The sequence below is a fragment of the Rhizobium mongolense subsp. loessense genome (assembly GCF_900099775.1).
Lineage (GTDB): Bacteria > Pseudomonadota > Alphaproteobacteria > Rhizobiales > Rhizobiaceae > Rhizobium > Rhizobium loessense.
This window is the reverse complement of record NZ_FMTM01000007.1, coordinates 148,675-166,974: the sequence shown is the minus strand read 5'-3', so window position 1 is coordinate 166,974 and position 18,300 is coordinate 148,675. Positions and strand designations below refer to the sequence as shown.

Sequence of the window (18,300 nt, the reverse complement as noted above, 5' to 3'; positions counted from 1 at the left end):
TCTAGACGCCGAATCCTTCGACCTCTTCAGCCGCCTCAGCGTCGCTGCCGGGAATAAACGCATGGAACGCGGCCAGTGCTGCGGCCCGGTAGGCGTCACGCTCCTGAAAAATCTCGTGCCGCGCGCCATTGATCGGCACGAGTTGGGCGGCGCGGAAATAGCGCGAAAGCCGTTCCTGCGCGATATACGGCACGACGCCGTCGCGGGTCGGGGCAATGACGATCGTCGGGATGGTAATCGAAAAGAGGTGGCTCGGCATGAGTACCTTGTCGATCGCCTTGAAGGATTCATGGACCCAGCGCGCGGTCGGCGGGCCGAGCATCAGTTCCGGATGCTCCGTCATCATGGCAATGTTGCGCTCGAAACGCACCTCGTCCGATGTCAGAGGATTGTCCTGGAAAGGAAGCTCCCGTAGCTTGCGGCTCAATGGCAGCGAGCCAAGTCCGAGCGCGCAAGCCGTTGCGGCCAGGCGGCGGATGGTCGAGGCTGACGCTGCCTGGCCGATCAGGCCGATGAAGGGCGCGGAAAGCACCATGCGTTCAATGCGTGTCGCAAGATAGGGGGCCGCTGAAAGCGCAATCAGGCCACCGGTCGAATGGCCGAGCAGGTAGAAGGGCAGGCGGGTGTCGGGCAGCACCACCTTTTCCAGAAAGGTGTCTAGGTCGCGCTCGTAATCGGAAAAGCGCCTCACATGGCCATGCTGCCGCTTCTTGATCAGCCGTGGCGAACCGCCCTGGCCACGAAGATCGAAGATCGCAACCCAGAAGCCCTTCGCCGTTAAATCGCGGATCGTCTCGAAATATTTCTCAATATATTCGTTGCGTCCCTGCAAAATGACGACCGTGCCTTTTGCAACGGAGGCATCGGAACGGAACACCGCATAGCGCAGCTTCCAGCCGTCATGGGTCTCGAAATAGCCTTCGGTACGGTTTTCCGGAACCGGATTGTCAGTTGTCGAAATAAGGACGCTGTCCATGAGCCGCTGCTTTCGATGCCGCCTTGAGTGTAGGGGATAATGCACGGAGACGGAAAATCAACTGTTAAGCGCGGAGCGAATAAAAAGGGACCGGCGGGGCGATTTGAGGGATGCCCGGCGCCGGCCGTAAAATCGGACTGAAGAAGAAGGGACGATGCACTTCAGCCATCGGGCGGTTTAATCACCCGACAATTACTACTTCTACAGACGTGCTGCTGAACGCATGCCGAACCTCGCGTTCATGCCCCGTTCACCGAGCTTCAAAAGGGTCTTGAACTGCAGAAAGTCGATCACCATCTGAATTCTGCGGGTGCCAAACGGGTCCGCTGAACCGTCCCGAAGCTGCCGAATATGGGGTTTCAGGGGCATGTATCGCAACACGTCGCTTCCTTAAGGAGGACATCATGCGTCACGTCGACTTTTCTCCACTTTATCGTTCGACCGTCGGTTTCGACCGTCTCTTCACCATGCTCGACAGCCTGGCCCAGCCGGATCAGGGCAATACCTATCCGCCCTACAATATCGAGCGCACCGGTGAGAACACCTACCGCATCACCATGGCCGTCGCCGGTTTCGATGAAAGCGAAATCTTGATCGAGGCTCAAGCTCACGCGCTGACCGTCAAGGGCGTCAAGAGCGAAGAGAATGCCGAGGGCAGTGAGTTCCTCTATCGCGGCATTGCCAAGCGCGCCTTCGAGCGCCGCTTCCAGCTTGCCGATCATGTCGAGGTGACCGCCGCTTCGCTGAAGAACGGCCTGCTTCATATCGACCTTCTTCGCAGCATCCCCGAAGCCATGAAGCCGCGCAAGATCGCGATTGCCGCAGAGCCGGTAAGCGCACCGAAGGCTATCGAGGCTCAGGTCGCCAACTAACCGATCCCTCCCAGGATAAGAAAGACAGGCGGCGCTCCGTTGGGGCGCCGCTTTTTGTTGGCTGCGGATCAGGCTGGGCTCGCAGCCTCGTCGGCTTCCTCTTTTGTTATCCGATGCGCAGCCGCTGCGGCATATTTTTGCGCGATAACCGCGCAGACCATCAGCTGGATCTGGTGGAAGAGCATCAGCGGCAGGACGATGGCGCCGATCGACTGGCCGGCGAAGATGACGCTTGCCATCGGCACGCCACTTGCCAGGCTCTTCTTCGAGCCGCAGAAGGTGATGGTGATCTCGTCGGCCTTGTTGAAGCCGAGAAGGCGGCTGCCATGCATGGTGAGCAGCAGGACGATTGCAAGCAGCATCATGTCGAGCACGACGACGACCGCGATGTCTCTGGCCGAGAAGGTGTGCCACAGGCCCTCGACGACCGCGGTGCTAAAGGCGAGATAGACGACCATAAGGATCGATCCGCGATCGATTGGCGTCAGGATTTTCTTCTTTGCGCGGATCCAACCGCCGATCCAAGGCTGCAGGATCTGGCCTGTCACGAAGGGAGCAAGCAATTGCAGCAGGATCTGCTCCAGCGCATCCCAGGAAAAGCCGCCATGGCCGCCGACGGAAAAGAGCAGGCCGACGAGCAGCGGCGTCAGGAACATGCCAAAGATGTTGGAAGCGGAGGCCGAGCAGATGGCAGCGGGCACATTGCCGCCTGCCATCGAGGTGAAGGCGATCGACGATTGCACCGTGGATGGCAGGACGCACAGGAAAAGGATGCCGAGGTAAAGCGGCCGCGGCAGGATCGAATCCGGGATGAGGCCGAGCGCCATGCCGAGCAGCGGAAAGATGGCGAATGTCGTCAGAAGAATGACGAGGTGCAGCCGCCAGTGCAGGATGCCGGCAATGACGACGTCGCTGGATAGCCGGGCGCCATGCAGGAAGAACAGCAGGGCGATGGCAAGACCGGTGGCAACGCCGAAATAATCCGCGAAAATGCCGCTCGCCGGAAGCAGCGAGGCAAGAATGACGGTGCACACGAGGAGGATCGTGAAGGTATCGGGCAAGAAGCGGCGCATGATGCTTTCTCGGCATTTCAGAATTTCGTTGTTTTGTCCCTCATTATGAATCAGGATGCAAGAAATAACAGTTATCGCGAATTAGGATACAGCCGTGCTTGATCTCACGCAATTGCGCAGCTTCGTTGCCGTCGAGCAGATGGGCAGTTTCACGCTCGCGGCTGAGCGGCTTGGCCTCGGTCAATCGACCGTCAGCCAACATATCCAGCGGCTGGAAACGTCACTTAGGCGAAAGCTATTGGCGCGCGACACCCACAAGGTCGTGCTTACCGGAGATGGCGAAGCGCTGCTTTCGCATGCGCGCCTGATGCTTTCGATCGAAGGGCAGGTGCAATCGCTTTTCAAGGAGAACAGTCTGCGCGGCCGTCTCCGCCTCGGCGTCTCGGAAGACTTTGTGACCAGCCAGCTTCCGGCCGTGCTGGAGGATTTCGTGCGGTCGCATCCATCGGTCGATCTGGAATTGACGGTAGCGCTCTCCGGAGCGCTTTACGAGATGCAAGACAATGGCGAGATCGATCTGGTGCTTGCCAAGCGCCGGCTCGGCGATGCCCGTGGCCGGCTTGTCTATCGCGAGCCGCTGGTCTGGCTGGCGCGTGATCCGGAGCATGTGCTTGCACAAGGACCGCTGCCGCTGATAGCCTTCCCGCCGCCAAGTGTCACCCGCAGCATTGCGCTCGAGGCGCTCAGCCGAATGCAGGTGCCTTGGCGGATCGTCTGCACCTGCGGCAGCCTGAGCGGGCTTACGGCCGCGGCGCGGGCAGGAATGGGAGTACTGGTGCAGCCGCGCAGCATGGCCCCCTCGGGATTGAAAGAGATCGGCACGGCAAGGCTGCCGCTGCTGGAGGATGTGGAATTCGTACTCGTGCCGCGCAAAGGGGCCGATCAGGCGCTGGTGTCGGCGCTTTCGGAGGACATTCTTGGGAAGGTGCGGGGTCTGCGATCGGGCGCACAAAAATAGAAACCCGCCGGGCGGCGGGTTTCGGTTGCTTGCCGATCAATAGGGCGAAACGCACTGTCGGCGCGGGCCATAGTACGGCTGGAACGTATTATCCCAGGCCCTATAAGAGCGATATCGGCTGTAGCACCAGCTCGTATGACCGTTGCCGCCATAAGCATAGGAGGACGGGCCATAATAGCCTGGCTGAGCCAAAGCACCGCCTACGATCGCGCCGAGCGCCAATCCGCCGATAATTGCGGCGGCGTCGTTGTCATTGTCATAATCGTGGTACCGGCGGCCATAATATCTGTTGTAGCGATAACCACGATAACCGCCATAGTATGAACCGCGATTGCTGCGCACACTCTTGAGGTAGCGGCGCCTAGCAAAATTGCTCCATCCACTCCAGTCGCGATCCCGAACCTGCTCTATGTTCGACACGACTTTCGGCTTTTCGAGATTGATCGCAGGAAATGCCTCGGCTGGCAGTACGCTGGTCAAGGCAGTCATAGCTGAGATGAACACGACAGCTAACGTTTTCATGGCTTTTCACCTTTCTAGCTATCAATGAAATTGTTCCTGAAAAGTTCCAGCGACGGCCGAATTTTAAACGCCGGTCGCAGTCGGCGGTTAACCGGTTGCCTGCCATTTTAAGCCCCTCTCAACCTTGTCGCTTAGCTTTTTGGTGATATTCCGGCTCCTACGGTACGAACCAATATGGTCGTCGTTCGGGGCAAGAAAGGACGGACCGATGATGTATGGCGCACTGTTCGTATCCGGGCTGGTGGCCTGTGTAATGATGATCCTGGTGATCGGGCACGAAGCGGAAAAGGCGGATCACGGTGCCCCGCAATCCGCCGTCTATGGCCATCAGAACTAGGTACTGCCGGGCTTTAGGTACTGCCGGGCTTTAAGTCGCCAGACACTTCAGGAAGCCGTCGACATCGGCTTTTGTCGTGGCGAAACTGGTGACGAGGCGGATCAGCGTCTCGTTGTCTTCGACGAGGCCAGGCGTTGCGGCCGGAACCGGCCACTCGTAGAACGTCGCCCCCTTATTTTCAGCAGTTCTGGCCGCGCTCTTGGTGACGACGGCGAAGACTTCGTTGGAGGCGGTGGGCCAGGCGAGCCTGGCGGAACTGCTGGCGCCGATGCCGCCACGCAGGCCATCGGCCATGCTGTTTGCATGGCGGGCAAGATCGAGCCAGAGATCGTTCTTGAAATAAGCGTCGAACTGGGCGGCGATGAAGCGCGATTTGGAGAAGAGCTGTGCCGCACGCTTTCGGATAAAAGGCATCTCCTTGGCCTGATCCGGATTAAAGAAGACGATCGCCTCCGCACACCAGCAACCGTTCTTGGTGCCGCCGAAGGAAAGCATGTCCACCCCGCGTTTCCATGTCATTTCGGCAGGCGTTGCGCCGAGCGCCACGAGCGCGTTGGCAAAACGTGCCCCATCCATGTGAAGGGCAAGGCTCCTCTTCTTTGCGATGGCTGAAATCTCGCCGATTTCCGGCAACGAGTAGACCGTGCCGATTTCGGTTGCCTGGGTGATGGTGATGGCGCTGGCGCGGCCGTGGTGCACGGCATCCTCGGGGAAGCTTGAAATCTTCGCCGAAAGCCTTGCCGGATCAATCTTGCCGGACTCGCCGGGCACGGCAACAAGGCGAGCGGAGCCGGAAAAAAATTCCGGTGCGCCACATTCGTCCTCGATGACATGGGCTTCCGAATGACAGAAGGTGACACCGCCGGGGCGCTGGGCGCTGGCGAGCGAAAGGGAATTCGCAGCCGTACCGGTCGCGACAAAAAAGACGGCGACTTCACGCTCGAAGGCTTCGCAAAAGCGTGCCTCGACTTTTTTATCGAGGTCGCTGGTGCCGTATGCGGACGCGAAACCGGCGGAAGCCTCGAGCAGGCGTTGGGCAATAGATTCATGGGCGCCAGCCCAGTTGTCGGAAGCAAAATACATGGAAGAACCGTCAGAAAAATGTGGGGTTGGCAAGTGCGGCAGGGACATTACGCCAAAGCTTCACGCAATCAAACATCTGCCTGGCAATGCATCACAAAAATTGAATTCCGCAATCAATAAACAAAATAGTACGGCGTCGTGTAATTTAATTTCGTCATTTTCGTCAGATTGGCAATCTTCCGTCGCAAATCGACGATTTTTTAATCGCGTGCTCTTGCGGAGCGCATAGGTTTCTGGCATAGAACTGATGAATTAGGACAGTGTTGCTGTCCTATTTTGGCCTTTGCGGCCGAAGAGGCGCCGAAAGCCCTGACCTTTGCAGGGTTTCACGCTATAGTCCACTCGAGCGCGGCCTTGGCAGCGCTGCGGCGACTGGTAGGCGCGGAGCGCGGCGGCTCGCTTTTGGCGGGCCAACGCGACCGGATCTTCGATAATGCAACAGCGCTGTCACGCGCCGAACCCGTAATCAAGGGACGGCGCGCGACAAAGAGACGCCCGCTTGCGGGTTTTGACATGGAGGGAAAGATGACGAAGACGCCATCCACGGGTTTTGACCAGTTCGCAGCAGCCGACGTGCGCGCAACGGCCAATACGCGTAAATCCGCCTCCGGTTTGCCGCGAAAACAGGGCCTCTACGATCCGCGCAACGAACATGATGCCTGCGGCGTCGGTTTCGTCGCGCATATGAAGGGCCAGAAGTCGCACCAGATCGTCAAGGACGGCCTTTTCATTCTCGAAAACCTGACGCATCGCGGTGCCGTCGGTGCTGACCCGCTGATGGGCGATGGCGCCGGTCTTCTCGTGCAGATTCCCGACCGTTTCTTCCGTGAGGAAATGGCAAAGCAGGGCGTCATCCTGCCGAAGGCCGGTGAATACGGCATGGGCCATATCTTCATGCCGCGCGACGAGCAGCAGATCGAGCACTTCAAGAAAGTGATCCAGGATGTGATCACCGAGGAAGGCCAGGTCTTCCTCGGCTTCCGCGACGTGCCGGTCGACAACTCGTCGCTCTCCAAGGCGCCGGATATCGCCTCCACCGAACCGCATCATGTTCAGGTCTTCATCGGTGCCGGCGAGGATGCCGCGACGAACGACGAGTTCGAGCGCCGCCTCTTCACGCTCCGCAAGGTGATCTCCAATCGCATCTACGACGAGTTCGAAGGCGAGGAGAGCAACTTCTATCCAGTGTCGCTTTCGTCATCGACCGTCGTCTATAAGGGCATGTTCCTCGCCTATCAGGTCGGCGCGTATTATAAGGACTTGTCGGACCCGCGGTTCGAAAGCGCGGTTGCCCTCGTTCACCAGCGGTTCTCGACCAACACCTTCCCGTCCTGGAAGCTGGCGCATCCCTATCGCATGGTTGCCCACAACGGCGAAATCAACACGCTGCGCGGCAACGTCAACTGGATGGCGGCGCGCCAGGCTTCGGTGTCTTCGCCGCTCTTCGGCGAGGACATTTCCAAGCTCTGGCCGATCTCCTATGAAGGCCAGTCGGACACAGCCTGTTTCGATAACGCGCTCGAATTCCTCGTGCGCGGCGGCTATTCGTTGTCGCATGCGGTGATGATGCTGATCCCCGAAGCCTGGGCCGGCAACCAGTCGATGGCGGCTGAGCGCAAGGCATTCTACGAATACCACGCTGCCCTGATGGAGCCATGGGACGGGCCGGCAGCTGTCGCCTTTACCGACGGCAAGCAGATCGGCGCGACGCTCGACCGCAACGGCCTGCGTCCGGCGCGCTATCTCGTCACCAATGACGATCGTGTCATCATGGCGTCGGAAGCGGGTGTGCTGCCGGTTCCGGAAGAAAACATCGTCCAGAAGTGGCGCCTGCAGCCCGGCAAGATGCTGCTGATCGATATGGAAGAAGGCCGCATCATCTCGGATGACGAGGTGAAGTCGCAGCTTGCGACCCAGCATCCCTATCGTAGCTGGCTCGACCGTACTCAGCTTATCCTGGAAGACCTGAAGCCGGTCGAACCGCGTGCGCTGCGCCGCGATGTTTCGCTCCTCAACCGCCAGCAGGCCTTCGGCTACACAACTGAAGACACGAGAATCTTGATGTCGCCGATGGCGACGACGGGTCAGGAAGCGATCGGCTCGATGGGTACGGATACGCCGATTTCGGCGATGTCCGACAAGTCGAAGCTGCTCTACACCTACTTCAAGCAGAACTTCGCCCAAGTCACGAACCCGCCGATCGATCCGATCCGCGAAGAGCTTGTCATGAGCCTGGTTTCCTTCATCGGGCCGCGGCCGAACATCCTCGACCATACCGGCATGGCGAACGCCAAGCGTCTCGAAGTGCGCCAGCCGATCCTGACCAACGGCGATCTCGAAAAGATCCGCTCGATTGGTCACACGGAAGACCGTTTCGATACCAAGACACTCGACTTCACCTATGATGTCGAGCGTGGTGCCGAAGGCATGCCGGATATGCTCGACCGGCTCTGCGAGCGCGCCGAAGCGGCAGTCAAGGGTGGCTACAACATCATCGTGCTCTCCGACCGTCAGATCGGGCCAGATCGCATCGCGATCCCGGCGCTGCTTGCGACGGCTGCCGTCCACCATCACCTGATCCGCAAGGGGCTTCGAACCTCGGTCGGTCTTGTCGTCGAAACCGGTGAGCCGCGCGAAGTGCATCACTTCTGCCTGCTCGCGGGCTATGGTGCTGAAGCGATCAACCCCTATCTCGCCTTCGACACACTGCTCGACATGCATGCCAAGGGCGAGTTTCCGAAGGAAGTGGACGCCAGCGAAATCGTCTACCGCTACATCAAGGCGGTCGGAAAGGGCATCCTCAAGGTCATGTCGAAGATGGGCATCTCGACCTATCAATCCTATTGCGGCGCGCAGATCTTCGACGCGATCGGACTGCAGTCGGAATTCGTCGACAAGTATTTCTTCGGCACCGCAACGATGATCGAAGGCGTCGGGCTGGAAGAGATCGCCACGGAAACCGTTGCTCGCCATACGGCCGCCTTCGGCCGCGACCCGTTGCTTGCAAGCACGCTCGACATTGGTGGCGAATATGCTTTTCGCATGCGTGGCGAAAGCCATGCCTGGACGCCGGACGCAGTTGCAGCCCTTCAGCATGCCGTTCGCGGCAATGCCGAGGATCGCTACCGCGAATTCTCCGAAATGGTGAACACCACGGCGCTGCGCATGAACACCATCCGCGGCCTGTTCAAGGTCAAGAGCGCAGATGAGCTCGGCCGCAAGCCGGTATCGATCGACGAGGTCGAACCGGCCGCCGATATCGTCAGGCGCTTCTCGACGGGTGCGATGTCCTTCGGCTCGATCAGCCGCGAGGCGCACACGACGCTGGCAATCGCCATGAACAAGATCGGCGGCAAGTCGAACACCGGCGAAGGCGGCGAAGAGTCCGACCGCTACATGCCGCTGCGCGACGGCTCGATGAACCCGGAACGCTCGGCGATCAAGCAGATCGCTTCGGGACGCTTCGGGGTGACGACCGAATATCTTGTCAATGCCGACGTGCTGCAGATCAAGGTCGCGCAGGGTGCAAAGCCCGGCGAAGGCGGCCAGCTGCCGGGCCACAAGGTCGATGCGACTGTCGCCAAGACCCGTCATTCGACCCCAGGCGTCGGGCTGATTTCGCCTCCGCCGCATCATGACATTTATTCGATCGAAGATCTGGCGCAGCTGATCTACGACCTGAAGAACGTCAATCCGACGTCCGACGTTTCGGTCAAGCTCGTCTCGGAAGTCGGCGTCGGCACGGTCGCTGCCGGTGTTGCCAAGGCGCGCGCCGACCACATCACCGTTGCCGGTTTTGACGGCGGCACGGGTGCGTCGCCGCTCACTTCGCTGAAGCATGCCGGCAGCCCTTGGGAGATCGGCCTCGCCGAAACCCAGCAGACGCTGGTGTTAAACGGGCTGCGCTCGCGTGTCGCTCTGCAGGTGGATGGCGGCTTGAAGACCGGCCGCGATGTCGTCATCGGCGCGCTGCTGGGTGCCGACGAGTTCGGCTTCGCAACCGCGCCGCTGATTGCCGCGGGCTGCATCATGATGCGCAAGTGCCACCTCAACACCTGTCCGGTAGGGGTTGCGACGCAGGACCCGGTTCTGCGCAAGCGCTTCAAGGGTACGCCAGAGCACGTCATCAACTACTTCTTCTTCGTCGCCAACGAAGTGCGCGAAATCCTGGCCTCGCTCGGCTTCACCAAGCTCGATGACATCATCGGCGCTTCGGAACTGCTTGAGAAGGACGAGATGCTGGCGCACTGGAAGGCCAAGGGGCTCGACTTCAGCCGTATCTTCCACAAGGTTGATGCAGCAAAGGAAGAGACCTACTGGACGGCGCGTCAGAAGCACCCGATCGATGATATTCTCGACCGCAAGCTGATCGAGAAGGCCGAGCCTGCGCTCTCCTCGAAGACGCCGGTCGCCTTCGAAGTCGATATCAAGAATGTCGACCGTTCGGCGGGCGCCATGCTCTCTGGCGAGGTTGCGAAGCGCTACAACCACCGCGGCCTGAAGGACGACACGATCAACGTCACACTCAAGGGGACGGCCGGTCAGTCGTTCGGTGCGTTCCTCGCGCGCGGCGTCACCTTCACCCTCGTCGGCGATGGCAACGACTATGTCGGCAAGGGCCTTTCCGGCGGCAAGATCATCATCCGGCCCCCGGAGAACTCGAAGATCGTCGCTGAAGATTCCATCATCGTCGGCAACACCGTGCTTTACGGCGCGACTGAAGGCGAGTGCTACTTCCGCGGTGTCGCGGGCGAGCGTTTCGCGGTGCGCAACTCAGGCGCCATTGCCGTTGTCGAGGGCGTGGGCGACCACGGCTGCGAATACATGACGGGCGGCGTGGTGGTCGTGCTCGGCGCAACCGGCCGCAACTTTGCGGCCGGCATGTCCGGCGGCGTCGCCTACGTTCTCGACGAGGCCGGCGACTTCGCCAAGCGCTGCAACATGGCGATGGTCGAACTCGAACCGGTTCCGGAAGAGGACGACATGCTGGAGAAGCTGCACCATCACGGCGGCGACCTCATGCACAAGGGACGCGTCGACGTCTCCGGCGACATGACGCGTCACGACGAGGAGCGCCTTTACCAGCTGATCTCCAACCATCTGCACTACACGGGTTCGACCCGCGCCAAGCAGATCCTGGACAACTGGGTCGACTACCGCCCGAAATTCCGCAAGGTCATGCCGGTCGAGTACCGTCGTGCGCTCGAGGAAATGGAGCGGAGCCGGATGGGGATCGCCGCGGAGTGAGTGCTCTAAATCGCTAAACCTGCCACTGCTTCGAGGAGCGGCATGGAGGATGCTGGTAAGAACGATGATGAAAAATCGGTTTTCGCTGCTTCATTCCTTCATCTCTCTGTGCCTCGCCGTCGCAGTTTCCGCCGGAACCTCTTTTGCCGGCGGCGGCCTTGAAACGGAATTCGTAGCCCTGGGCGCAGTCATGGGACTGGCCTACTGGTTTTGGGGACCTCTGGGTCTTGGGCTTTAAGATGATGAGGGACGAAAATATGGGTAAGGTCACAGGGTTTCTGGAAATCGACCGGCAGGTAGCGAAGTATCAGCCGGCGTCGGATCGTATCCGGCATTTCCGCGAATTCACGATCCCGATGTCGGACCAGGAAGTGCAGAAACAGGCCGCGCGCTGCATGGACTGTGGCATCCCCTATTGCCATGGCCCGACCGGCTGCCCGATCCATAACCAAATTCCGGACTGGAATGACCTCGTCTACAACAACAATTGGGAAGCGGCGATCCAGAACCTGCATTCGACCAACAACTTCCCGGAGTTCACCGGCCGTGTCTGCCCGGCGCCCTGCGAGGAAGCCTGCACGCTGAACCTCGAAGATGCGCCGGTTGCGATCAAGACGGTCGAGCAGGCGATTGCCGACAAGGCGTACGAGCTCGGCTTCATCCGTCCGCAGCCGGCAACGGTCCATACCGGCAAGAAGGTCGCGGTCATCGGCTCCGGTCCCGCTGGTATGGCGGCTGCCCAGCAGCTCGGCCGCGCCGGCCATGAGGTCCATGTCTACGAACGCGAAAGCCGCCCGGGCGGCCTGCTGCGCTACGGCATTCCCGACTTCAAGATGGAGAAGAACTTCATCGATCGCCGCGTCGAGCAGATGAAGGGCGAGGGCGTTACCTTCCATTGCGGCGTCAATGTCGGCGTCGACATGAAGGTCGAGCAATTGCTGTCCGATTACGATGCCGTGCTTTACTGCGGCGGCTCCGAAACGCCGCGCGAAGCCGGCATTCCCGGTATCGAACTTGCCGGCGTCCATGACGCGATGCCCTATCTCGTGCAGCAGAACAAGCGTGTCGGCCGCGAAAACATCGATAGCGTCGGCTGGGCGTCGGACCCGATCCTGGCGGGCGCCAAGCATGTGGTCGTCGTCGGTGGCGGCGATACCGCTTCGGACTGCGTCGGCACGGCGTTCCGTCAGGGCGCTGTGAAGGTTACGCAACTCGACATTCGTCCGCAGCCGCCGGAGAAGGAAGACAAACTCGCCGTTTGGCCGTTCTGGGCAACCAAGATGCGCACCTCTTCGTCGCAGGCGGAAGGCGCCGTCCGCGAGTTCCAGGTGGCGACGCTGGAGTTCATCGGCGAAGACGGCGTGCTGACAGGCGTCACGTGCTGCGAAGTCGACGAGCGCCGCAAGCCGGTTGCCGGCACGGAATTCGTCATCAAAGCGGATCTTGCCTTTATCGCCATCGGTTTCCGCGGACCGTTCACTGACAGCGTGCTCAGGGAACTGGACGGCAAACTGACGCTCAACACCGACCGCCGTGGCTCGACGAATGTCGTTGCCAACGACCACGACTACAAGACGTCGGTCGACAAGCTATGGACAGCAGGCGACGTTCGCCGCGGCCAATCGCTGGTCGTCTGGGCGATCCGCGAAGGCCGCCAGGCAGCGCGTGCGATCGATGAAGCGCTGATGGGCTCGACGGTTCTGCCGCGCTGATTGCTCCGGCTTGAAGCCGAACAGAACGCGCTGCTCGCAAGAGGTTGCGGGCGGCCGATCTGTTGAGCAGCCTGGAGGGTATCTGTTCAAGGGCTTCGAAAGGCGAGGCTCGACCGACTTCGAGTCCGCGAGCGTCGCGACAATTTCATCTTCATGCGCACTGTCGCGCGGCAAAGAACTGAAGCTTATTTAGCCGAGACCCGTTTCGGCTCTTTCGAGGCCGGAAGACTGTAGTCGTCCACGCGTCCTGCCGGGGCCGGCTCCATCTTACCCTCCTGCACGAGCATGTCTCGTGGCGAGTTCGCCAAAGTGGCCGGAGGCTGCCTGCCGCCGAGAAGCTCAGCTCCTCCATCGAGATTGGGGTCCGAAAGACTGATCGGCTGCGTATGCGCGACCGGGTCCGATGGCAGACCGAGATGGGGCAGGTTGCTGGTGTCGAGGCGCACAAGGTCGGGACTTGCCTGCGTGCCGAGAAGGCGGCGGGCCGGCTTTTCAACATAGAAGGCGACCTTGCGGCGTCCGGCCTGTGTCAGATTAATGCCGTCCGAGGTGCGCAAGCGCACCTGCTGACCATTGATGTCGGAACCCGTAACCACGAACTGTCCGTTCTCGTCCACGAAGCCATCCCAGATGTCGACGAATTCGCCGCCGATACTTTCCACCTGCTTGCGATAGAGCTGGTTCATCTGAACGGCGTCGGCCGTCATAGAGGGCGATTCGAAAGCAGGGAGTCCGACCCAAAGCAATGGTATCTTGCGGTTCGTTATTTCCTTGCCGAAGTTCAGCACACGCTTCTGATATTCGCCGTACCAGGCGTCGGTGCGGAACTTCTCCTTGGCGCCGCCGATTATCATCTGCTGCCGGTCGTTGGCGCCGATCATGACGACGACGATCGCCGGCTTCAGTTCGTCCATTATTTTCAGGAGCTGTTCGGGCCAGTCGTAATAATCGTCGCGCACCAGGCCCGAAGAAACGTTGCCTCGGGCCTCTACGATCACGCCGGGCGAAGTCTTGAATGCTTCTGTCATGCCATCACCCAGGCCGCTTGCGAGAAAATCGCCGACGATCAGGATCTTGTGGGCATTCTGGAGTTTCTGGACCACCGGCTCCTGAAGGACGGGCGCTGCAGGCCGCGCAGTGGCGACGGTTGGGGGTTTGGGCGCGAGCGGCGCCCGTTTGCGCTGACGCTGCGGCGGGCGTCGAACCTCGGGCGGCGGCGCATAATCTTCGTTGATGTAGCGGCGGCCGGTGAAGAAATCGAAGATCGAGCGGCGGTAGTAATAGCGCTCCTGCGCGTCGGCAAAATCAACGGGCGCGGTGATGCCGAAGGAAAGCACAAGAGCGGCGGAAAGCAGCGTCCTCCAGCCTAGTTTCAGCCTGTCACCCGATCTACGCATCGTCATGCCCCGCATCTCGCGACATTTTCGCATGGAGGGGACACACACGTCCACTCTCCATGAAAGCTATGTCGCGGATTTCTCCTTTCTAGCGCCGGAGCGCGTTCAGGAGCGGGAGCGAGGGTTTGCCATCGGCCTGCATGCCGAGACGTTCTTGAACCGCCGATATTGCGGCTTTCGAACCTGACCCGAAATTGCCGTCGACCTCGCCGTTGTAATAGCCGAGCGTCTTCAAGCGATTTTGCAGCTCGAATTTTTCCTTCATGTCGAGCGTGCCTTCCGGGCGCGGCCAGCGCTGTTTCATACCACCATAACCGGCAATCTCATCGGCAAGCAGGCCAACGGCGAGCGCATAGCTGTCGGAAGCGTTGTATTTCTTGATCGTGAAAAAGTTCGCGGTCATCAGGAAGCCGGGACCGCCAGCACCAGCCGGCATCTTCAGCACGGCCCTTGTTGAGCCGTCTCGAAAACCCTTGCCGTTGGGGCGGGTGACGCCCATCGCTGCCCATTGCGCGATCGTATGTGTCTTGCCTACCTGCTTTGCGAGGCTCGCCGGAACCGAGACTTCGTAGCCCCAGGTCCTGCCGGTGTCCCAGCCGTTCTTTGCAAGAAGATTGGCGGAGGTCGCAAGTGCATCCGGCACGGAATTCCAGATGTCGCGATGACCATTGCGGTCGGCATCGACGGCATAGAGCAAATAGCTTGTCGGGATGAACTGCGTATGACCCATGGCGCCTGCCCAGGATCCCGTCATGCCATCGGCAGAGATATCACCGTTCTGCAGGATCTTCAGTGCAGCGACGAGCTGCTTCTTGGCAAATTTGGCTCGGCGGTCGTCCGCGTAGGCAAGGGTTGCAAGCGCGCGTGGCACATAGTGCAGCCGGTCGTCCTTTGTGAGGACTGCGCCGTAGTTCGATTCCATCGACCAGATCGCCAGGATGATGTTCTTGTCGACGCCGAAATGCCGTTCGATCGCCGTGAGAGTCGCCGCATGCTTTGTGGCCATTTTGCGGCCGATCTCGGCTGTGTAGGGGTTCACGCGGGAGTCCACATAGTCCCAAATCTTGGTCGTGAATTCCGGCTGAAAAGTCGCCTTTTCAAGGACTGTCGGGTCCGGATCTGTCACGTTTGCGAAAGCTTTCCGATAGGTTGCCTTGCTGATGCCATTTTGCGCGGCAGTTTGATAAAAGTCCGCGATCCACTTCTGGAACCGCTGGTCGGCCACCGCGCTATGGGGAGCCAGACCTGCGGAAGCGGTCACCATGAGGGCGAGAGCAAGACCACGAAGGGAGTATTTGCGGTTCTGGGTCATCGGCAGTCGTATCCGTCATCTTCGTTGCACGTGCGGCGGAGTTGCAGTTTCCGGCCAAACCCGACACTACCGGAACGGAGTCAACAAATTCTTTACCATGACCGGCTTCTCCCGTCATCCTTTGCAAAACGGTAGCGATTCTAATCTAGTTCACCCTAAATAGCTTGAGTATAAAAGCGATCCAGCCCCCCTAGGAGGTCTAAGTGGGACAGCAGAAGAAAGTTCGTAAAGCGGTATTCCCGGTTGCAGGTTTGGGGACACGCTTCCTCCCGGCCACCAAAGCCGTTCCGAAGGAAATGCTGACTGTCGTCGATAAACCGATCATTCAGTATGTGATCGACGAGGCTCTTGAAGCCGGCATTGAACACTTCGTTTTCGTGACCGGGCGCAACAAGCATATCATCGAAGACTATTTCGACATTCATTTCGAGCTCGAGCAGACGCTGCGCGAACGCAGCAAGCAGGCGGAAATGACGCTGCTCGCCAATCAGCTTCCCAAAGCTGGCACGGTCAGCTTCACCCGCCAACAGGAGCCACTCGGCCTTGGCCACGCCGTATGGTGCGCCCGTGAGATCGTCGGCGACGAACCTTTCGCGCTGCTGCTGCCGGACATGATCATGAAGAATGAAGGCAAGGGCTGCATGAAGGGCATGATCGATCTCTATGCCCAGAGCGGCGGCAACATCATCGCCGTCGAGGAATGTGCTCCCGATCAAGCGCATAAATACGGCATCGTGGGAGCGGGCGAACCGATCGGCGATGGCTTCCGCATCACCGGCATGGTCGAGAAGCCGGCAAAGGGAACGGCACCTTCGAACTTCTTCATCAACGGCCGCTACATCCTGCAGCCGGAGATATTCAAGATCCTCGAGACGCAGGAGCGCGGCGCCGGCAACGAAATCCAGCTGACCGACGGCATGCTGAAGCTGCTCAAGGAACAGGATTTTGCAGGCTACCATTTCCGCGGCACGACCTATGACTGCGGCGCGAAGGATGGCTTCATCCTTGCCAATGTTGCCTTCGCACTCGAACGTGCGGATATCCGCCCGACCGTCGAAGACGGTTTCAAGGCACTGCTGAAAGGCCTTTGAGCCTAGCGTTTCAGCTTGAGACCGACGCCGGCTCGCCATTGCTGCGAGTCGGCGCCCACATCGCGCGTCGTCAGTTCGTAACCCAGCGTGCTGGTGAAATCGAGATAGCGGTTGATGTTCCAGGTGAGACTGCCGCTCGCCGTATAGACAGTCTCGTCGCTGCTGCCGCCGGACGGATAGTCCCTCAAAGTCACCCCACCCAGCACCGTTGCCTGGAGATTGTCGCGCAGCTGATGCGTGACTGCCGTTGTCAGTACGTGCGAGATATAGCCGCTCTGACCAGCTGTCGTTGAGGGTTGGATGCTGGTCGATAGATCAAAACGAACGTCGGTTCCACGAAGCGGCGACCAGAAAAGGTTTGCATCGACGGTTGCCGTATCGATCGAATCGAGGCGGCTATCGTCAAAGGTTGCGGTTTCGTAGCCGAGACCGACTTCACCCCTCAACTTTTCTCCAAGATCGACCTCGACGCCAGCTTTGGCGCCGTAGCTGTTGCCGGAGCGCGCAAAACCCGCCGAGTCCCGGGTTTCGTCGTAGACAGTCTTACCGACCGAGGCCTCGACGAAGGGAACGAGTGCTGGCGAAAGCTCATAGCCGACACGAGCCCGAAATGTGCCGGACGTCTGGTCGCGGTCGCTGAGCGAGACCCTCGTGCCGTTCGAAAGCACGGCGTCGGAGTAGATGGTCCGGGTCAGATCGAGTGCCGCGGTACCGCGCAGGATGCCGAAATCGCGCTCGACGGATGCGCCTGCTGAGAACTCCTGCACATCCGATTGCTGCTCGGCATCGGCGATCGCGTCAGGATCGTCGGTATCTTCCCGATAAAACCGGTATCCGCCCTTGATATGAGCGACCGTATCGTCCGGCAGGTCGAGGCGAAGGTCCGCGTCGATGTCGAAGGCGGGCTGTTCTTCGCCGGTACCGCTGACATTGCGCTGCCAGGTGCCCTCACTCGTGACGATCAGTTGATGGAGCGCCCAGTCGGAGGTCAGCGTTGCGTGGGCGTCGGTTTGGAGGAAAGCGCGCGTCTCCTTTGTCTCTCCGTCCTTCGTCGTTTCGGTGTTGATCGACTGGGTAACGGAAGGGCGCAGTACGAAGGTGCCGATGCGGATGCCCGGCGTCTCCTGACCTGTGAGGATTTCCTCCGGTTTGCGTGGCGCCCTTCTGTCATCGATTGCCGGTTCGCGGGTATTCAGGCGACGGATGTCCTCATCGAGAATGGAGCCGGTCGTCTCGTTGGACGGATCCTGATCGGTCGTCCCCGTTGCCATCGTTGTTCCGGCTTGTTGGTTTGAGCTCGGCGGTATGCCGCTCATTCCATCGGCGGAGGGATTTGCGATATCGCTACCGTCGACTGCGCCATTGGCGGGCAACTGCTGGGCATTCGACGAACTGCTGTATGACTGCGAGCTAGATGCAGACGAATAGCCGGATGAGGCGCCGCTGGTGCTGTTCTGCGCCGACTGAGCAAGACCAGAGTGAGGTTGAAGAAACAATCCGAAGAGAGCGATAGAAGACACGGCAAAGCGCGTCGCGCAGAGCGGCGTCAAACTGCTCGTCTCTCTTTCCTTGGCCATCCGGATTCCGCGCGTGGCATGCTTCAATTCGTTACCCGAACGTAAAGCCTCGTGGTTAATCATTCGTTGCGGCCGCGAGGCTCTGTTCACAGGTTTGCAAGGCGACGTGGGTAGACACCTCAAATGAAAAGCGCTAACGCAGG

General features: G+C 59.9%; 14 protein-coding genes. 7 read left to right on the top strand and 7 right to left on the bottom strand.

The features are described from left to right. Position 1: 1 nt before the first annotated feature. Positions 2 to 976 (bottom strand): alpha/beta fold hydrolase, encoded by a 975-nt coding sequence (locus BLP23_RS21920; RefSeq protein WP_092586906.1) that lies wholly within the window; start codon positions 974 to 976, stop codon positions 2 to 4. Positions 977 to 1,380: 404 nt separating this feature from the next. Between BLP23_RS21920 and BLP23_RS21915 the strand changes: the two genes are divergently transcribed. Beyond that, complete coding sequence (locus BLP23_RS21915) at positions 1,381 to 1,848, top strand: Hsp20 family protein (protein ID WP_028739736.1); 468 nt, start codon at positions 1,381 to 1,383, stop codon at positions 1,846 to 1,848. A 68-nt stretch (positions 1,849 to 1,916) separates the two neighbouring features. Here the strand turns inward: BLP23_RS21915 and BLP23_RS21910 are convergent, their stop codons facing one another. Beyond that, complete coding sequence (locus BLP23_RS21910) at positions 1,917 to 2,921, bottom strand: bile acid:sodium symporter family protein (protein ID WP_092586905.1); 1,005 nt, start codon at positions 2,919 to 2,921, stop codon at positions 1,917 to 1,919. A 94-nt stretch (positions 2,922 to 3,015) separates the two neighbouring features. On the opposite strand from BLP23_RS21910, the gene BLP23_RS21905 reads away from it, so the two are divergent. After that, positions 3,016 to 3,879, top strand: a complete 864-nt coding sequence (locus BLP23_RS21905; RefSeq protein ID WP_092586904.1) for a LysR family transcriptional regulator — start codon at positions 3,016 to 3,018, stop codon at positions 3,877 to 3,879. A 36-nt stretch (positions 3,880 to 3,915) separates the two neighbouring features. Here BLP23_RS21905 and BLP23_RS21900 read toward each other — a convergent pair whose 3' ends face one another. Next, positions 3,916 to 4,401, bottom strand: coding sequence for a BA14K family protein (locus BLP23_RS21900; RefSeq protein WP_092586903.1), 486 nt, complete (start codon positions 4,399 to 4,401; stop codon positions 3,916 to 3,918). A gap of 208 nt (positions 4,402 to 4,609) precedes the next feature. Here BLP23_RS21900 and BLP23_RS34975 point away from each other — a divergent pair, with 208 nt between their 5' ends. Continuing rightward, a complete protein-coding gene (locus tag BLP23_RS34975) occupies positions 4,610 to 4,738 on the top strand; it encodes a hypothetical protein (protein ID WP_267285075.1) in 129 nt (42 codons plus the stop codon). A 30-nt stretch (positions 4,739 to 4,768) separates the two neighbouring features. Here the strand turns inward: BLP23_RS34975 and BLP23_RS21895 are convergent, their stop codons facing one another. Continuing rightward, positions 4,769 to 5,821, bottom strand: a complete 1,053-nt coding sequence (locus BLP23_RS21895) for a threonine aldolase family protein (RefSeq protein ID WP_092586902.1) — start codon at positions 5,819 to 5,821, stop codon at positions 4,769 to 4,771. Positions 5,822 to 6,346: 525 nt separating this feature from the next. Here BLP23_RS21895 and gltB point away from each other — a divergent pair. The 3 genes from gltB (at position 6,347) to BLP23_RS21885 (ending at position 12,780) form a co-directional block, all read left to right on the top strand. Next, a complete protein-coding gene (gltB, locus tag BLP23_RS21890; RefSeq protein ID WP_092587057.1) occupies positions 6,347 to 11,068 on the top strand; it encodes a glutamate synthase large subunit in 4,722 nt (1,573 codons plus the stop codon). A 64-nt stretch (positions 11,069 to 11,132) separates the two neighbouring features. Next, positions 11,133 to 11,306 (top strand): hypothetical protein, encoded by a 174-nt coding sequence (locus BLP23_RS33765; RefSeq protein WP_167363949.1) that lies wholly within the window; start codon positions 11,133 to 11,135, stop codon positions 11,304 to 11,306. Between the two features lie 19 nt (positions 11,307 to 11,325). Continuing rightward, positions 11,326 to 12,780 (top strand): glutamate synthase subunit beta, encoded by a 1,455-nt coding sequence (locus BLP23_RS21885; protein ID WP_092586901.1) that lies wholly within the window; start codon positions 11,326 to 11,328, stop codon positions 12,778 to 12,780. Positions 12,781 to 12,965: 185 nt separating this feature from the next. Here BLP23_RS21885 and BLP23_RS21880 read toward each other — a convergent pair whose 3' ends face one another. Then, a complete protein-coding gene (locus BLP23_RS21880) occupies positions 12,966 to 14,177 on the bottom strand; it encodes an SGNH/GDSL hydrolase family protein (RefSeq protein WP_092587056.1) in 1,212 nt (403 codons plus the stop codon). A gap of 88 nt (positions 14,178 to 14,265) precedes the next feature. Beyond that, complete coding sequence (locus tag BLP23_RS21875) at positions 14,266 to 15,489, bottom strand: lytic murein transglycosylase (protein WP_092586900.1); 1,224 nt, start codon at positions 15,487 to 15,489, stop codon at positions 14,266 to 14,268. A gap of 203 nt (positions 15,490 to 15,692) precedes the next feature. On the opposite strand from BLP23_RS21875, the gene galU reads away from it, so the two are divergent. Continuing rightward, complete coding sequence (galU, locus tag BLP23_RS21870) at positions 15,693 to 16,580, top strand: UTP--glucose-1-phosphate uridylyltransferase GalU (protein WP_092586899.1); 888 nt, start codon at positions 15,693 to 15,695, stop codon at positions 16,578 to 16,580. A 2-nt stretch (positions 16,581 to 16,582) separates the two neighbouring features. On the opposite strand, the gene BLP23_RS21865 is transcribed toward galU, so the two are convergent. Beyond that, on the bottom strand, positions 16,583 to 18,157 hold the full coding sequence (locus BLP23_RS21865; RefSeq protein ID WP_092586898.1) for an outer membrane beta-barrel protein: 1,575 nt from the start codon (positions 18,155 to 18,157) through the stop codon (positions 16,583 to 16,585). Positions 18,158 to 18,300: the final 143 nt, after the last annotated feature.